Source organism: Leucobacter sp. wl10, assembly GCF_003569785.1.
Lineage (GTDB): Bacteria > Actinomycetota > Actinomycetes > Actinomycetales > Microbacteriaceae > Leucobacter.
The window spans coordinates 13,892-30,130 of sequence record NZ_KZ984011.1 but is presented as its reverse complement, the minus strand read 5'-3'; the positions used below and the strand labels follow the sequence as shown (position 1 = coordinate 30,130).

At 63.0% G+C, this 16,239-nt stretch carries 15 protein-coding genes; 6 read left to right on the top strand and 9 right to left on the bottom strand.

The genetic code is table 11. The features are described 5' to 3' along the window. Nucleotides 1–12 precede the first annotated feature (12 nt). The 9 genes from D1J51_RS16105 to D1J51_RS16060 all read right to left on the bottom strand — a co-directional run bounded on the left by D1J51_RS16105 (nt 13) and on the right by D1J51_RS16060 (nt 9,994). Complete coding sequence (locus D1J51_RS16105) at nt 13–1,089, bottom strand: ParB N-terminal domain-containing protein (RefSeq protein ID WP_119076942.1); 1,077 nt, start codon at nt 1,087–1,089, stop codon at nt 13–15. Further along, a complete protein-coding gene (locus D1J51_RS16100) occupies nt 1,086–1,955 on the bottom strand; it encodes a hypothetical protein (protein ID WP_119076940.1) in 870 nt (289 codons plus the stop codon). The genes D1J51_RS16105 and D1J51_RS16100 overlap by 4 nt, the downstream gene beginning before the upstream one ends. A 509-nt stretch (nt 1,956–2,464) precedes the next feature. Beyond that, nucleotides 2,465–3,148, bottom strand: coding sequence for a DUF2637 domain-containing protein (locus tag D1J51_RS16090; protein ID WP_205547987.1), 684 nt, complete (start codon nt 3,146–3,148; stop codon nt 2,465–2,467). Continuing rightward, nucleotides 3,145–4,053 carry a bifunctional DNA primase/polymerase gene (locus tag D1J51_RS16085; protein WP_119076938.1) on the bottom strand — a complete coding sequence of 303 codons (909 nt, stop codon included), beginning with the start codon at nt 4,051–4,053 and terminating at the stop codon, nt 3,145–3,147. The genes D1J51_RS16090 and D1J51_RS16085 overlap by 4 nt, the downstream gene beginning before the upstream one ends. Next, complete coding sequence (locus D1J51_RS16080; RefSeq protein WP_119076936.1) at nt 4,053–5,135, bottom strand: ArdC-like ssDNA-binding domain-containing protein; 1,083 nt, start codon at nt 5,133–5,135, stop codon at nt 4,053–4,055. Before D1J51_RS16080 ends, D1J51_RS16085 begins: the two co-directional genes overlap by 1 nt. 226 nt (nt 5,136–5,361) lie before the next feature. Next, entirely contained in the window at nt 5,362–6,252 is an 891-nt protein-coding gene (locus D1J51_RS16075) for a helix-turn-helix transcriptional regulator (RefSeq protein ID WP_119076935.1), read from the bottom strand. 5 nt (nt 6,253–6,257) lie between these two features. After that, entirely contained in the window at nt 6,258–7,520 is a 1,263-nt protein-coding gene (locus tag D1J51_RS16070) for an MFS transporter (RefSeq protein WP_029746528.1), read from the bottom strand. Further along, nucleotides 7,517–9,172: an ABC-F family ATP-binding cassette domain-containing protein gene (locus tag D1J51_RS16065; RefSeq protein WP_024355927.1), complete on the bottom strand. Its 1,656-nt coding sequence runs from the start codon at nt 9,170–9,172 to the stop codon at nt 7,517–7,519. Before D1J51_RS16065 ends, D1J51_RS16070 begins: the two co-directional genes overlap by 4 nt. 246 nt (nt 9,173–9,418) lie before the next feature. Beyond that, nucleotides 9,419–9,994, bottom strand: coding sequence for a TetR family transcriptional regulator (locus D1J51_RS16060; RefSeq protein ID WP_084705335.1), 576 nt, complete (start codon nt 9,992–9,994; stop codon nt 9,419–9,421). A 90-nt stretch (nt 9,995–10,084) separates the two neighbouring features. Between D1J51_RS16060 and D1J51_RS16055 the strand changes: the two genes are divergently transcribed. The 6 genes from D1J51_RS16055 to D1J51_RS16030 are packed head-to-tail and all read left to right on the top strand — an operon-like array spanning nt 10,085 to nt 16,036. Further along, complete coding sequence (locus D1J51_RS16055; protein WP_162903897.1) at nt 10,085–10,861, top strand: tyrosine-protein phosphatase; 777 nt, start codon at nt 10,085–10,087, stop codon at nt 10,859–10,861. Further along, a complete protein-coding gene (locus tag D1J51_RS16050) occupies nt 10,858–12,372 on the top strand; it encodes an ABC transporter substrate-binding protein (protein ID WP_119076931.1) in 1,515 nt (504 codons plus the stop codon). Before D1J51_RS16055 ends, D1J51_RS16050 begins: the two co-directional genes overlap by 4 nt. After that, the gene (locus D1J51_RS16045) at nt 12,357–13,328 is read left to right on the top strand and encodes an ABC transporter permease (RefSeq protein ID WP_119076929.1); all 972 of its coding nucleotides are present in this window, start codon (nt 12,357–12,359) and stop codon (nt 13,326–13,328) included. The genes D1J51_RS16050 and D1J51_RS16045 overlap by 16 nt, the downstream gene beginning before the upstream one ends. Continuing rightward, nucleotides 13,309–14,178: an ABC transporter permease gene (locus tag D1J51_RS16040; protein ID WP_130455626.1), complete on the top strand. Its 870-nt coding sequence runs from the start codon at nt 13,309–13,311 to the stop codon at nt 14,176–14,178. The genes D1J51_RS16045 and D1J51_RS16040 overlap by 20 nt, the downstream gene beginning before the upstream one ends. Further along, nucleotides 14,178–15,227, top strand: coding sequence for an ABC transporter ATP-binding protein (locus D1J51_RS16035; protein ID WP_162903895.1), 1,050 nt, complete (start codon nt 14,178–14,180; stop codon nt 15,225–15,227). The genes D1J51_RS16040 and D1J51_RS16035 overlap by 1 nt, the downstream gene beginning before the upstream one ends. Then, nucleotides 15,224–16,036: an ABC transporter ATP-binding protein gene (locus tag D1J51_RS16030; protein ID WP_119076923.1), complete on the top strand. Its 813-nt coding sequence runs from the start codon at nt 15,224–15,226 to the stop codon at nt 16,034–16,036. The genes D1J51_RS16035 and D1J51_RS16030 overlap by 4 nt, the downstream gene beginning before the upstream one ends. Nucleotides 16,037–16,239 lie beyond the last annotated feature (203 nt).

Here is a 16,239-nt window from a genome sequence, read left to right as displayed (position 1 = left end):
GACGGCGGAGGGTCAGGCTGTTTCGCGGCGCATGTTTCGTGCAGTGCGGGCGGTATCCAGGAAAGCGACCGTCGCGGTGACGGCGGCCTCGAATACCGCCCACTGCTCACCCGATAAGGCCGGGCCGATGGCTTCGGGGTGGTAGCGTTCGGTCCAGGTGGAGAGTTCATCCCAGAGGTAGACGAACGACCGCACAGGTAGGAACTCCCGGGGCTGCTCCTCAACCGCGTGGAGCCGTGCTGAGGCGAGCTGGGCGGGGCGCTTCTTCGTCGCCGTTCTCGCGCGCTCGACAGCGAGTTCCGCGAGACGTTCCAGGTCGGTCGGTCGTGCCGTGTCTTCAAGCTCCCGGAGACGCGCAGCTCCTGCGGCTGCGGTGTCGCGGATGCCTACCGGTTGTGCAGGGTCGCTGGCGAGGGCGTCGAGTTCGGCGAGGGCTTGCGCGGCGCGGATGCGATGCCGGGCTCCGGTGATTGACCCGCCCGCGTCAATCCGGTCAAGTTCCTCCCGCGCCCGCTGTCGTACGTCATCGGGCTGGCCGGGGTCAGCGGCGAGGCGTTGCAGTTCGTTGATGCGCTCCATCGACGTGTACGCGTTGCGGCCTGTGACCATGATCGCGGCCTGCTCGCGGGTCTTCCCGATACTCCCGGCTGACGGTGGGGCTACCGTGGCCCCACCGTGTGACCTGGGGTTTTCTTGTTTCGAGGTGAACCGTGACGCTTCCTGTCGACCTGCCGCGTCCTCGACCAGCAGGGCTTTCAGTTCGGCGTAGAGAGTAGCTTCTTCGGTGCGGGTGAGCGGCTTGTGGAGGAGGTTGTCGTCTTGCTCGGCGAGGAGTTGCCCGAGGTGGCTGGAGATGCCGGAGCGCACCCACACATTCACCGTCTTCCATCCGAGCCGGCGGATCGCGGCCAAACGTCTGGCGCCGCAGATCAGCATCCCGTCCGGGGTGATCGTGATCGGCTGCAATAGCCCATCCCGCGCGATCGACTCCACCAAGGGATCGAGGTCGCCGTAGTCTTCACGGTGGCGGCGACCGGCCCAGATCGACTCGACGGCCCGTTCCAGCTCGATATGCCCCGGCTCGCTCATGATCGGCCCCGCATCACCCCGGGCGCGGCAACCGTGACGGCGACCGCGAGGTCAACATCGGCGAGCAGGTGCCGGAGTGATTCGCCAATCAGGAGACGCAGCAACACGCCACGGCTCGCATTCGTGCCGGTGAGACTTGCGTCCGGTGATCCGAGGATGATGCGCAGCAGCCGGTACCAGGACGGGGCGGGGATATCGAGCAGGGCTCGGGCGTGCCGATCGCGTCGGAGCGATTCATATGCCCCTGCTCGTGAAACGGATTCTGCGAGACGGGCGCAGACGCACTCGACCGCGGCACGGGCGAGTTCTGGTTCCCACCCGTACCAGCACAGCAGCGCGATCGTGTCCTCGACCGCCGACTCCACGCCTGTCGCCCCTGACACTTCCACCTCGTCGTCGGCGTCATCCTCGCCATCACTTGCGAAAGGGTCGGCGCGGAATGCAGGGTGGTAGTCGGTGAGAGGGTTTTCGCGGTCGGAGAAGCGTTCGGCGTCATGGAAACTCGAGTACCTGGGTCTGCGCGCCTGATGCACGGAGCACAAGAGTCCGTTGGCACGGTTTTCTGCGATGCAGGTGATCTGCACGGCGCGGGTGACGACCGCCCACGGATCATCCGCCCGCCGCACCGAGGCCGTGCGCATCGCCTCAAACGCCGCGGTCGCTGCCTCCCACGGGTCGAGGCCGTGCTTGCGTGCGAGGGAGCCGTATTTCTGGGCGGCGTGCTGCATAAGTGCCGCCGCCTCGGGGTCCGTCCGCCAGGCATCGGGGCCCGCAGTGTTGAGACGGGTGAGGAGTTCGCGGAGTCGTTCTGAGTTCTCAAACCCACGCCCGCGAGGGTCGCGGCGTGGAGTGTTTCGTTGTGGCATAGTGGCACCTCCTGACAGGAAGGTGCGCACCGGCTCCCCACCGACCCCGTCGCGCCACTGTCGTCTGCACATGGCGACTCACCCCAGCCCGATCCCGGACGGCCGCACCCACGACGACGAGCGGGGCCGATCCTGCGGCTCGAACACATCGAACGACTCGAACACCGCAGGCCCCGCAGCTACAGCTCGGTCCGCTCGGCGATCCCGGATGTCACGGGCACGGTCACGGGTCATCCGGTAGGTCTGACCCGGCGCGCGGCGGGCACGGTGCGCGAGCTCTGTCTGAAAGTTGATGCCGCGGCCCGCGAACCTGGCGGTACTCGACGCGATCAGATCAGTCGGACGCACCCACGCGATCCCGCGCCCCACCCGCGAACCAGGGTCAGTAGCAGTTCCTGTGAGGGAGGGGTCGCGGTGCACGGCGAACGCCGATCGCTCCGCCTCCCCACCCTCAACCATCTCGGGCCGTGTCTCCGGTAGTTCCGTGCGGCTCGTCTCTGCGTTCTCGTTCACGAGGTCTTCTCCTTGCTAATAGCCGGGGTGAACCAACGGCCGACGGTGGAGGGGTGCACGCCCAGGTGCCGGGCGATCTGCTTGTTCGACCACCCCTCCACCTCCCGCAAGTGAGTCGCCTCCGCCCGCCGCTCGCTCACCGACACCACCGGCAACTCCACTGCGTGCGCCTGCTCAACTTCCGGCACGACGACCGGCCCCGAGGAAGTGGTGGCTTCGACCGGAGCATCCTCGATCGCATTCACGCCTGCGTCCGGTGTGGTGGTGCGGGTGAGGATGACGGTGAGGTGCGTGATCGACAGCAGCACCAGCGGCGGGATCGCCGCAACCGACGCAGCCAGGAGGCTGGGAACATCGGTGTCGGCGGCGATGATCGCATGGATCGCATTCGCCGTTACCGACACCACTGCCCCCGCTGCAAGGAGCGTCCAGGGGTACCACGTCGGGCGGGACTGGCTGGCGAGGGCGACGACGGCGACGGTCGCGACGACGATGATGCCGTCCACGATCAGCGGCCACGCCCACGCCTGACCCGCATCGATCCCAGACCGTCGGGCAAGATCGGCAAGTGCCGTGAAGGACAGCCAGAACGCGCCGGCTGCGATGAACACGGTGCCGGTGATCGCTGTCACCACCGCCAACCGGCGACCCCGGGGCGAGACAGTTTCGGTGGTGCTCATGAGATCACCCGCCCTGGCGATCCGCGCACCACACGCCGCTCATCCTCCACGGGTTCTACGGATGTGCGGGGCGCGAGGTGGGTGGTGCGGTAGGCGGAGCGGATCGTCGCCATGATCTCCCGCGGCCCCAGTCCCGCGTGCTCCGCCGCAGGGCCCAGGGCGTCGAGGGTTGCGTCGAGTGGGGTGCCGGATTCTGCGAGTCGGCACGCGGCCCAGAACAGGCCCCGGTTCCGCTCACCCTCACCACGCCCCGCCACCCAGCCGGCGAGCACCTTCGCATCCGACCCCCGCCGCTCAAACCGAGCAGCACGCGCACGGTCGATAGAGATCGGAGTGCGCGGGTCCAGAAACTCGCGCAGCCGCACCGCATCCACTGGCACCGGGGTATCACCTGATGCGACGATCAGCCGATACGGTGCCCGCACCCCGCCGGGGCGCAGCACCTTCGACGGCGGCGCGATGATGTAGCCGCCGTCACCACGGAAATCAACATGCGCCCGCGCGGCCTGCCAGGACGACTGCGCACGGTCAGGGTTCACCGGGTAGTAAGCGTGGAGGCCACCGGAGGGGGTGCGCACGAGCGCAGCCCACCCCGCGGCATGGCCTTGACGGTGCGCTTCGCGGAAAGCAGGAAATCCGGTGCCAGTCGGATGCACGTCGACATCGACAACCTCCACCCCGGACACGGCACCGGTGGGGATGCCGATGTTCGCGGACGGCCACCTTGACCACCATTCCGCGACTTGCGCCGGATCAGCGGTGGCATCATGAAACCCGCGGAGCACCAAAGGGCGTTTCTCACCAGGCACACATGGGAACACCGGCACCCCCGCCGCAGCGAACCGCGCCGCTGCCTCCGAGAGCGGCATCCCGCCGACTTCGGTGAACAGATCGACGGCACCCATCACAGGCTCCTCACCGACGACGCCACCGCGCGGCGCGGTCCCTCCGCCAACGGATCAGCAGTCGCCTCGACCACCGGATCGGAGCGTTTGTTCGCTGGGGCGTCCCGGGTGAGGCCAGGAGGGTCACCGTTGCCGATCTGCACGGTGGGGAGCTGATCAAGAATGCTAGCTGCGGTTTTTCGGACTCGTTCGCCGGTGGCCTGGACGACTTCGACCGGAGACTTCTCCGGCACTGTCGCCGCCCACCCCGACACATACGGGACCGTGTAGTCGCTGGTGTCCATGCCGTGCGCTGCGGCGACCATCAGTGCCACCGAATCCGCCTCCACCTCACCAATCCCGCGATGCCCCGTCGCATCCACGTTGTCCGGCCCGTGCAGCAGCACATGGGCGAGCTCGTGCACGAGAGTCTTCACCTGTGCCGCCTCGGGCATGTTCTCCCGAACCGCCACCGACCGCGCACCGAAGTCAGTGAGACCGTTTGCACCGTGGATCATGCCCTCATGCGGCACCCGCAACACGCTGAAACCCTCCGCCTCCACGAGACGTGCGATGCCCTCCCACAGCCCGTCGGGCGCTTCGCCTTCCAGCAGCCGCGGTGATGGCGGCGCGGGAATCGGGTCGCCGGCAGTTTGGGAGACATCCCAGACGTAGGCGGGGCGGACGCCGACCATGCGGGAGCGCACTGCCTCACCCGGTTTCGGTTTCTCGAACCGGCCGAGCCTGCGCCACGACTCCGCCACCTTCGGCGTGAACGACGCGAACCGGCCCGTCACAGGGGCGAGGATCATGTACCCCGACTGGCCCCTTGAGACTTGCCGGCCAAGTGCCTGCCACTGCTTGAAGCCCGCCACATATGACGGCACCGGTTCCGGCACCCGGCCCGACTCGAACGCCGCCTGATGCTGCACGAAGATCAGCAGCGTGTTGTTGAACGACCGGGCACGGAACCGAGCCGCGAACTCCAACGCTCGTTTCCAATCCTCGCCCGATACCAACGACTCCACCGCGCCAGTGAGCTGTTCGTGCAGGGCGTCGAGTTTCGCATCCCGCGCCGCCCGCGCCTCCTCGACCGTTGTCATTGCATCCTCCTCCCGCAGACACCCACACACGACGGGTGACCTCTGCGACCAGAAGGTGCGCGAAGGAGCTCAGGAAACGAAATCGAGACGGACGACGGACATTAAAGTGTGCGACCGCCAGGTGCATCACTGAACCCGACGTGGTCAGACTTGGTCTATCGCATAAGCGGTGATCCCACTGAGCCACTCTGTAAGTACGATCGTTTCGCCGTGCGGGATTGCGTGTTCACTCCGGGTACGGTTGCGAGTTTCGGCTCTGCTCGAATCGTCGGTACTCACTTGGTGAACGCCCAACATACCGACGAAACTGACGGGCAGCGAAGTCAGGATCACTCCACCCCACCGTGAAAGAAATCTCTGCGATCGGCATAGCCGTGTCTCTCAGCAGCTGCGCCATTCTGAGCGTTCGGAGTGTCGTCAAGTATGCAAGCGGTGGTTTCCCAAAGGCTTCTGAAAACACCCGTCGCAGCTGTGATTCTGAGAGGTACACCGCCTCAGCAAGTTCAGAGGCTAACCAGCGGCGCGAGAGATCAGAGGCGAGTAGGCCCGAAACATGTAGGGCTTCGCGACGCGCAGGCCGGACGGCGCCGACAGGTTCAGTCTCCATGTTGTGGTAAGTAAAGACGACGTCGAGGATTGCGGAAAGCAACGATTGCGCCCGGTGAAAGCGGTCTGACGACAACCCGTCGAGACTCAACGCAACAAGGTTGTCCAGCCAAGGCGCGAGCATTTCCGTTCGATGTTCGCCAATCCGAAGAAGTTGAGCAGGCTTGACATACTCCAGTTCGTAAAAGGTTCTTGCCTCCAGCCGGTCGGTGAACTTGGCGGCATGTTGCCAGAACACTTGGTCGATAACGTAGTCGAGATCAAGGCAGATCGTTGTCACGGTCACGAAGCCTTCCGGTTCATAGCCGAACATGGCATTTGACCCCAATGTGATGACGTCTCCAACGTTCGCCTGTTGCACACCCAGCTCGTTGTGCAACAGAACCGATCCGGCACGCACGAAGATCAGCCTCGCGCAGTCTTCTGCGGAGATCGGGCCAGCGGTACGAAAAGTTCGGCTTCGAGCCACTAAAGGCTCGAAGCCGAACGTCCGGGATATTCCCAGAGCCATCGAGGTCAGTCTGCGTCTAGTGGTTGACTGTCCTCGGTCTGGCGCATGCGCCCGGCCAGCAATGCGATCAACGCGAGAGCTGGCGGAATGACTCCCGCAATCACAAAGATGATGGGGATGGGAACCAACAGTGAGAGCGGCCCTGCGATGGCGATTGAGACCGGCATGAACGCGATCGAAACGAAGAAGTCGAGGCTGGCGACTCGGCCGATCATGTCGAGCGGCACCAACCGTTGCAGCAATGTTCCCCACACGACAACGCCAGCCCCGGTGAGTGCACCGACGACAAAGAGCGCGGAGAGCATGAGGATCAAATTGTCGGCAACGCCAATGACCACAAGAGGTAGTGTTCCTCCACCCCAGCACAGGATCATAAACGTCAAGTACCGACGAGGAAGCTTCAACGACGACACGATCAGCGAACCGACAGCCCCACCTATCCCATAGGCGGCCAGAAGGAACCCGAAAGTAGCTTCAGCATCCTCGAATCGGTCGCGGGTGAGGAACGGGAGGAGAACTTCGATCGGGCCTTGGACAATGAGCGCAAGCGAAGACCCGAAGATCAGCGTCCAAAGCAACCAGCGTGTACGAGCCACGTAGGCAACCCCCGCACGAAGGTCACCCCAGACGCTCGGGCGATCCTCGGGAGGAGTGGGCTCAGTGTGTTCGTCACGACGGCTAAGAAACAACGTGATGACGAAAGCAATCGCGTACGAAGCCGCGACGATGACCGCTCCGATAGCGGGGAAGAACATACCGACGATGACTCCACCGAGGGCCGGGCCCAGCCCTTGCCCCATCGATGGACGGAGCGCCCCTTCGAGCCCATTCGCGGCCAGGAGTTGCTCCGGCGGAAGGACCACAGGTAGGTAAGCGCTGTACGCAGGGTAGAAAAAGGCGCTCCCGGCACCCATCGCGAACGAGGCTGCGGCGACGTGCCAAAGTTCGATATTCCCGGTGAGCGACAGGACCGCCACGGCGGTCATGATCGCGGCCGTTGAGCCCTGCACTGTAATGAGAATCCGCCGTTTGGAGAACCGGTCTGCGACAACCCCACCGAGAACGGAGAACGCAAACAGGCCAAGACTCATTCCGGTTGCAACCGCCGACAAGGCAAGTGGGCTGTCATCGAGTGCGAGTACTTGGAAGACCATGACGATCGTCCACATACCGGTCCCGAATACCTCGATGCCGACGGCGGCAAACAGGAGACGGTAATCACGTGATGCCAATGGGCGGAGTGCGCGTAGCTTGATGGTGTTGCTCATACCAGTGCCTCGCCTTCAGCCATCGCCATCAGATGTACATGAGGCCATTGGGCGACATCGCGCAGGAGTTGCCGATCGTGGGTCGACAGTACGACGGCCGCTTGGGTAGCCCCGAGTGCCTCGGTGAGTTCGTCAACGAGCGCGATGGAGAGGTGGTTGGTGGGCTCGTCTAGTAGTAGCACGTGCGGGCGTGCCGCGAGTACGAGCGCCAGATCGAGGCGTCGTTGTTGACCCATCGACAGTTCACCCACTCGTTTGCCTGCCTCGCGCGATCGCAGCAGTCCAAGTTGACCGAGACCGACCGCCTCAGATGATTGAAGCGTTCCTTGACCGACGAGTTCGTCGAGGTGTCGGGCGTATACCTCGTTCGCCCGGCGATCAGGCGGCAGCATCGTCTCCTGACGAAGAAAACCCAAACGCGTGCCACGGGATGTCCGCACTGTTCCCGTATCTGGCAGTAGTTCGCCCGCCGCGATACTCAGGAGCGTCGACTTTCCGGCCCCGTTCGAGCCGGTGACCACGAGCCTGCCGCGGTGCGAGAGTTCGAACGACACTGGCTGCGCTAACCGCCCGGCAAGGCTCACGTTGTCGACGTTTAGTAGCACCGCCCCTTTTCGTGTGGGCAGGTCGGGGAACTGGAATAGCTGCGGTGGTTCAGGTACCGTCACCGCGTGTGCTTCGAGTGCTTCCTGGCGTCGGTGCACGCTCTGCACCAGCCCGCCCGCGCGCGTCGCGCGGCCGTGCTTCGGTGACCCCTTCTCCGGTCGCCAACCCGATACGAGTCGGTTCTGTGCAGCGCTGAGACTGTCCTGCAGCCGGGCTTGCTCCTGCTGCTGGCGGTCGTACTCCTGCTCCCAGCGTTCCCGCTCGGCCACGCGCCCTTCTCGGTATCCCGCGTACCCGTTGCCGTAGATGCGGGGGCGATCATCAGGTGTCGGATCGAGGTCGACCACCGTCTCCGCAATGTCAGAGAGCAGCGCGCGATCGTGGCTGACGATGACGACACCACCGTTGCGCGTGCGGAGTTGCATGGTCAAGAAATCAAGTCCGCTGCGGTCGAGGTGATTGGTGGGCTCGTCCAGCAGTAAGAAATCATCTTCAGCCCCCAACAGGCAGGCCAACCGCACTCGATATCGCTGCCCCACAGACAGATCAGCGAGCAACCGCGTCATGTCGGTTTCGGCGTCGAGTGCTTCGAGCGCGATTTGTACCCGGCGCTCGGCATCCCAAGCGTCGAGCGCTTCCGCATCTTCCAAGGCCGCAGCGTACTGCTCTGCGGCCTCGCTACTCCCTTCCGCGAGAGCGGCAGCGGCGTCGTCGAGTGTGGCCAGCGCTGCGAGCGGTTCGGCGATGGCCTCCGCGACGGCCTGCCCAACGGTTCGGTTGTCGGTGGAGTCCATCTCTTGTTCAGCGAGCCCGAGCGTGCCGATGCGCTGGATCGTTCCACTATCAGGTACCAGCGTGCCCGCGAGCGCGTGCAGAAGTGTGGTCTTTCCGCGCCCGTTCTCTCCGACGATCGCCACACGGGACGCGGGAGTGACGACGAGATCGACATGGTTGAGCACCGGGGTTACGCCTCGCATTACGGAGACGTCGGAAGCGGTGAGTTGCGCGCGATGGCGCGCCGGATGACGGTTAGTAGGGGTAAGCATTCAAATCCTTCAGCAAGGCGCACCGCGACGAGCCAAACAGCCAGCGGGCACGCAAATGACGGGGACCCTTCCAGGGTCAGAACGAGCGGCCGTCGCTAGCTCGGAGTTGCTCAACGAGCGCGGTAGGCCTACTCAACCGTCACAGGAAATACAAATGCATGCTTCCAGTGTACCCCATAAGGTCGGCAACGCTCAGTCCCCACCTCCGCAACCAAGCATGTAAGTGTCGATAGCAGTGCCGACCTCTCAAAGCAGACTGCGAAGCGACGCAAGCCACCGCTGGCGCGTCTCTTCCGGTGATTGTGACCGGCCCGACACCTCAGTAGCGAGAGAGAGGTAAAGCCCCACGAGAATCTGTGGACGCAAGTCAGATGTGTCGGCGGGGTCTATGCCGAGGCGGCGAACGTAGGCATCGCGCAGCCGGATGCTAAGTGACTCATGGAGGTAGGCGAGTTGGCGCTGAACGCGCGCATCGTCGCCAAGCTGATTGCGAATCGCCTGTCGTCGCCTGTCCAGTTCGGTCGTCGGGATCAAGAAGAGTTGCGCAGTCGCCCAGTCAAGCGTCTCGATCGCGTTGAAGTGTGAAGGCGCTGTAAGTACAAGCTCAGCGAGATGCTCTGTGTGATCGTCGCTGAAGAGTGTGAGTTCTTTGTAAGGGAAATAGCGGAAAAAGCTTCGCTGAGATACTCCTGCGCGTTCAACGATGTCTTCGACCTTCGTTTCGTCGTACCCGCGTTCTTCATACAGCTCAATCGCCGCTGTCTGGATCGCGCGGCGCGTAGTGGTCTTGTGTCGCGCACGCGCTCCGGTTTGGTTCGTCATCGCCTCCATTATGGCCGCCATGGGGCATGTTCATCCCTTGTTCACCCTCACGCAAACTGGCATATGTGCCACTTATGCATGATGGATCACATGACCGCTCTTGCCCCGCCGAACTGGCGACCACTTCCTCTTCTCGGCCCGCATGTCTCTCCCAACAACGGGTTGTATCGCGCTGCGGCGCTCAGCCATGCCACCCGCGCTGAACTCGCACAGTGTCCAGATGAGCTGACATGGCTCGATCTGCGCACCCGCGGCGAGCTTGAGCAGGAAAGTCGGGAACACTTGCCAACGACGTGGCAGCATGTGCATGCCCCCTTCATGGAACTGGATGTTCAGGCCGGCCAAGAAGCCCAAGCTCTCGACGGCTTGATTGACGGGAGTGCCACCTTCGGCGATCACTACTGTCGCATGCTGGACGTTGCCGTTGCGAACATCGCCCAGGTACTGCGGACGATCGGGGAAACTTCGGGGCCGATCGTGATCGGCTGCCAAGGGGGACGGGACCGCACTGGGCTCATCTCAGCGATCCTCCTACTAGCAGCGGGGGCAGACCCCCACGTTGCAGTTGACGACTACATCCGCACCAATGACGATCTGCACGAGAATCTTCAACGTCAGCCCGGAGGTGAGCAAACGCAGGAGTTGTTCGCCGCACTCGATCTCGTCTGTCGCAGGGAAGACATCGCCCAAGCGATCGATTACCTCGCTTCTCTCGGCGGTGTTCGGGAGTACCTGAGCAGCCACCTCCCCGATGAGGAATATGACCGGCTGGTCGCGAGCATCCGCATCCGCCTGGGCGTGGACCCCGATCCTTCAGACTCTTCGCTTCCGCTCACCACCCCCTCACAGAAGGAAGTAACAGCATGAAACGCAAGACCCTTGGCACGGTAGTTCTCGCCGTGACAATGGCCACAGCACTCGTGGCATGTTCCGCGGACCCCGGCACCTCGCAGGGTGATGAGTCTGCCGTTTCCGGCGGTACTATCCGTGTCGGACTTGACATTGAGGTCTCTTCGGTCGACCCGATCGGCAACGACATCGGCCAGCAGTCAAGCCTGGTGCTGGCGAATGCAATCTATGAGCCGCTGCTCATGGATGGCCCGCGCGGCGAATTGGTTCCGGTGCTGGCCGAGTCGCTCGAAAGCGACGACCTGATTGATTGGACGCTGATTCTTCGCCCAGATCTGACGTTCTCTGACGGCACGGCATTAGATGCTGCCGCGGTGATCGCTCATATCGAGCGGGCACAGAACTCCGAGTCCGCGGTAGCGCAAGGTGCGCAGGAGATCATTGAAATAGCCGAGGTCGACGAAACAACGGTCGAGATGACGCTAGCCGAAGCGAACGCGACCTTCCCGCGGTACTTCGCACGCAACCTCGGCATGATTGGCAGCACCACAGCGACCGACCCCGAGGGCAGCCCCTTGGGCGCTGGACCTTACCGACTGGTTTCGCTGTCGGCAGGATCCTCGTTGACCGTCGAGCGCAATCCGGAATATGCCGGGAACACACCCGCCTACGCCGATGAGATCGTCTTCCAGTTCCTGCCCGATACCGACTCCCGTTACCAGACCCTCGCAGCGGGGACCGTCGATGTCGTATGGATCGAGACGCCAAGTTTGATGACTCAGGCTGAGACAGACGGTTTGCAGCTGGCCTTGGCGAATGCAACAACGGCCACGGCAATTTTCAATACCGAGCAGGCACCCTTCAATGATCCCCTCGCGCGACGAGCCGTTCAGACAGCTATCGACCGGGACGCATTGCTACAGGTGACCAACCAAGGACAGGGCGCGCTCTCTCACGGACCAATCTCGTCGCAAAGCGAATATCAGACTGGTTCCACCTATCCAGAGTTCGACCCGGATGCCGCGCGCGCACTGCTGGAGCAGTACGGGCAGCCGCTCGCCTTCGCATACACCACAGACGCGCAGCCCGAGGCGATGGCGCGAGCGACCGCGATCCAGCAGATGCTCGGTGACGTGGGTATCGAGATGGAGATCGATGTGGCGGATGCCGCGACCTGGGCGAGCAAGCTCTTTGCGAAAGATTTCCACGTGATCGAGTTCGTAACCAGCGGCTACGGCGATACGGGTTCCGCAATGACGATGTTCGAAGCCGACTCCTTCTCCAACTTCGGCGGATACGCCAATGCCGAAGTCAGCGCTCTGATCGATCAGGCCCGTTCCGCGACCACACCCCAGGAACGTAGCGACTTGTACAACGCGGCCAGCGAGCTGATCGTAGCTGAGGCAGCAGTGCTCTTCTTCACTGAGAGCCCCAGCGGCTTCATCGCAAGCCCGAAGATCGGCGGACTCCCCGATGTCAGCGACCGCAATGTCATCTCTGTCTCACCTGGAGAATGGTGGATCAAATAGAAATCCGTGCGTGGGTGCACCGGGGAGTGCGAGGACTCATCGTCCTCACGCTCCTCGGTCTGCTCACGATGAGTCTGCCCGCATTGATGACGGGAACGCCGGCCCTTGCCGTTCTGGGAGTGAACGCCTCCCCGGATCAGATCGCGGCCTTCATGGCTTCTCTCAACCTCGACCGACCCGCGCCGGAGCGTCTGTGGGAGTGGCTATCAAATGCTGCTGGTGGCGACCTCGGAGCGTCACTAGTAACAGGACGGTCTTTAACCGATGAACTGGCCGCTCGACTGCCGATCACCATCGAACTGCTGCTCCTCGGGCAGGTCGTCGCGCTCGCGCTCACCTTGCCCGTGGCAATGGCCTCAGCCTGGCGGCCCGGTGGACTCTTAGACCGCATCGCGACTGTCACAGCGTTCGTCCTCCTCTCCGTCCCGACATTCGTGTTCGGACTGCTGGGCATCATGTTGTTCTCGGTGATGCTAGGGCTACTGCCTGCAACTGGATGGGTGCCGTTCGGAATCGACCCCATAGGACATCTCCGTCACCTCGTACTCCCGGTGCTCACAATCGGCCTCGCGGAGGCGGCTGTCCTGGTCCGAGTGCTAAGGGCGGATCTCATCACGACCATGCGCGAACCCTATGTGCTCGCATCGCGCTCCCGCGGCATGGGAACCGCGCGATTGATGATCACGCGTGTGCTACGCCCTTCATCGCTCACCACCATGACGCTGGTCGGTTTGGGGTTCGGGGCACTTTTCGGTGGCTCGGCGCTCATCGAGACAGTCTTCGCTATCCCTGGAATGGGTCGCCTGGCGGTGACAGCGATAGGCGCACGCGATTTCCCAGTGATTGAAATGATCGTCATTTTCTCTGGAATCGCGGTTTTCCTCGCCGCGCTAGCCGTAGACATCTTGTACACCTTCGTCGATCCAAGGACACGCCGTGCTCACGCAAGAAGCTGACACCCGCCCGGCACTCAGCAATAGCCGCTCCCGGGTAAGAACGCCAGGCATGCGTTTGGACTCGCGCGGCTCGATCATCTTCGCTGCCGTAGTTCTCACTATTGTGATCGGTGGCGCAGTCGCGTCGATGCTCATCCCGCAGTTTGATCCACTCCGGGCTGATTTCAGTGCGGCCATGCAGCCACCAAGTCCTGCCCACTGGTTCGGGACGGATGCGACGGGTCGCGATATATTCGCTCGGACAATGGCCGGAGGTTTGTCCTCGCTCGTCGTGGCGGCCCTAACGCTGGCAGTAGGGCTCGTGGTGGGCTCGTTCATCGGCATTGTCGCGGGATTCTTCGGCCGGATTGTCGACGAGATCATTGGAACAGTTATCGATCTGATGCTCGCACTTCCAGGACTGATACTGATCATGGTTGTCGTGTCTCTTGTCGGCTCGGACTACTGGACGATTGGGCTTCTGATTGGGACGCTCACGATTCCGATCTTCGCGCGAATCGCGCGCTCTGCGACATTGAGTGTGCGCGAGCGTGAGTTCGTCCAGGCCGCCCGGCTGCTGGGCGCGAGCCGGGTGCGCCTCATGACCCAGGAAATCGCGCGTACCGTGCTCCCCTCGGTGCTCGCATACTCCTTCACTGCCATCACCGTCGCGATCGTCGCGGAAGGCTCCCTGAGCTTCCTCGGCTACGGGCTACAGCCACCCACCCCGTCATGGGGAAGCCTCATCGCGGAAGGTCGAACACATCTGGCCGGTGCCCCATGGATCATGCTCGCCCCCGCAATCGTGATGTGCCTCACCGTACTCGCCGTCAACATTCTCGGCGAGCGATTCACCAGAAAGGACACATAATGTCCACCCAGAAGGAAGCACTGCTAGAGGTCCGAGACCTCCAGATGAGCCTCACGTCGGCCTCTGGTCACTCCCATGTGCTTGAGGATCTATCGCTGTCGGTCGCGCCAGGCGAGAGCCTCGGCATCATTGGCGAATCTGGATCGGGCAAGTCAGTGCTGGCTCGCGCCATCGTCGGGGTGCAGCCGCAGGGTGTCACAACCCAGTCGAACGGCAGTATCCGTTTTGAAGGCCGCGACATCCTGGGACGCTCCCCCCGAGAGCGGCGCGGAACCACCGCCGCGCAAATGGCGATGATCTTCCAGGACCCCTCGTCCACACTCAATCCGTTAGTACGCGTAGGTAAGCAGGTACTCGAAGGAGCGACACAGCACAGCAGTCGCACCCGAGCCTCTCGCCGCGCCTACCTGCACGAACTGTTGGAAGCTGTAGGACTCAGCGACGCAGCGCGCATCGCTCGTAGTTTTCCTGCTGCCCTTTCCGGGGGGCAGCGTCAGCGCATCGGAATCGCTGCGGCGCTGGCATCCAACCCACGACTTCTGCTGGCGGATGAGCCCACCACGGCATTGGACGTGACGATGCAACGCACCGTCCTTGACCTCATCGACAGACTGCGCACCGAAAGAAGGATGAGCCTCATTCACATCACCCATGATCTTGGCGTACTCACGGACCGCACCGACCGTATCGCTGTTATGTACGCTGGGCGGATCGTTGAATCGGGTCCTTCTGCACGGATGCTCTCTGCGCCGGCACACCCATACGCCCGCGCGCTCTTGGACATCACTCCGAAACTGAGCACGCCGGCGCCTCTACCACTACCCACGATCCCTGGCGTCCTACCGGACATGTCTGTACCCCGCCAAGGCTGCCCGTTCGCGTCGCGCTGCTCACGGGTAAGCGAGGTGTGCCACACAACTCGCCCACCCGTGGCACCCGTCAGCTCCGATCCTGATCACACGGTGGCCTGTTGGCAACCGTTTACCGCTTCCACACCAGATGACCCGACTCGCCGGGACAGTGCGCTTCTCGCGGCGGGTGTCGCATGAATGCCACAGTGCTCGAAGTCGATGACCTCCACGTACGATTCGGCTCGCCACGGGACCCCGTCCATGCAGTACGCGGAGTCACCTTCACGCTGGAGGCCGGCACCACCATTGGCATCGTCGGTGAATCCGGTTCAGGTAAGTCCACGACCGCCAAAGCCATCGCGGGACTCGTACCGATAGCTCAAGGGTCTGTCCGATACCAGGGCGGATCAGTTCACCACCGCCCAGGGCCTGGGGGCGTGCAGATGATCTTCCAGGACCCGATCGCGTCGCTGAACCCGCATCGACTGGTGCGGGACATCGTTGCTGAACCTCTAGCAATCACACGAACTTCGCGGCAACATGCCCGAAAACTTGCCGCACAAGCTCTGGCGGATGTGGGTTTAGAACCTGACATCTTCGGTGGGCGGCGCGCACGCCAGCTTAGTGGAGGTCAGGCTCAGCGCGTCGCGATCGCTCGGGCGTTGCTCGCCCGACCTGCGCTACTCATCGCCGACGAACCAGTTTCGGGGCTGGATGTCTCGGTACAGGCTGGGATCATCAACCTGCTGCATCGCAGCACCTTGGAGCACGGAACGGCACTGATGTTCGTCTCGCACGATCTCAGCGTGGTGCGTTCGCTCTGCGAGAGTGTATTGGTGCTGTACCGCGGTGAGGCGTGCGAGCAAGGACCCAGCTCACAAGTCTTGGGAAATCCCCAACACCCGTACACTCGCTCGCTGATTGCGTCGGTCCCAGAACCGGGCCGAACCCTAACTCAACTCCCGGCTACCCCCGTCTCCACCCCGGTTCTATCTACTACAGCTTGATATGGGTTTACCGCTCGATCGGATGACCTCGGTCGATGCTCCTCCAGCCAGGTGTTTAACAAACTGGAGATGGCCGAAACCGCTTGCCTGGGGACGACTCCGTTCCCGAGCGCCGTGATCTGACTATTCGTGGTGAGTTCGTGACGCGCATCAGTCACCCAACCAGACGGTAAACCCATCAACCATTCCACGAATGCCGGTGC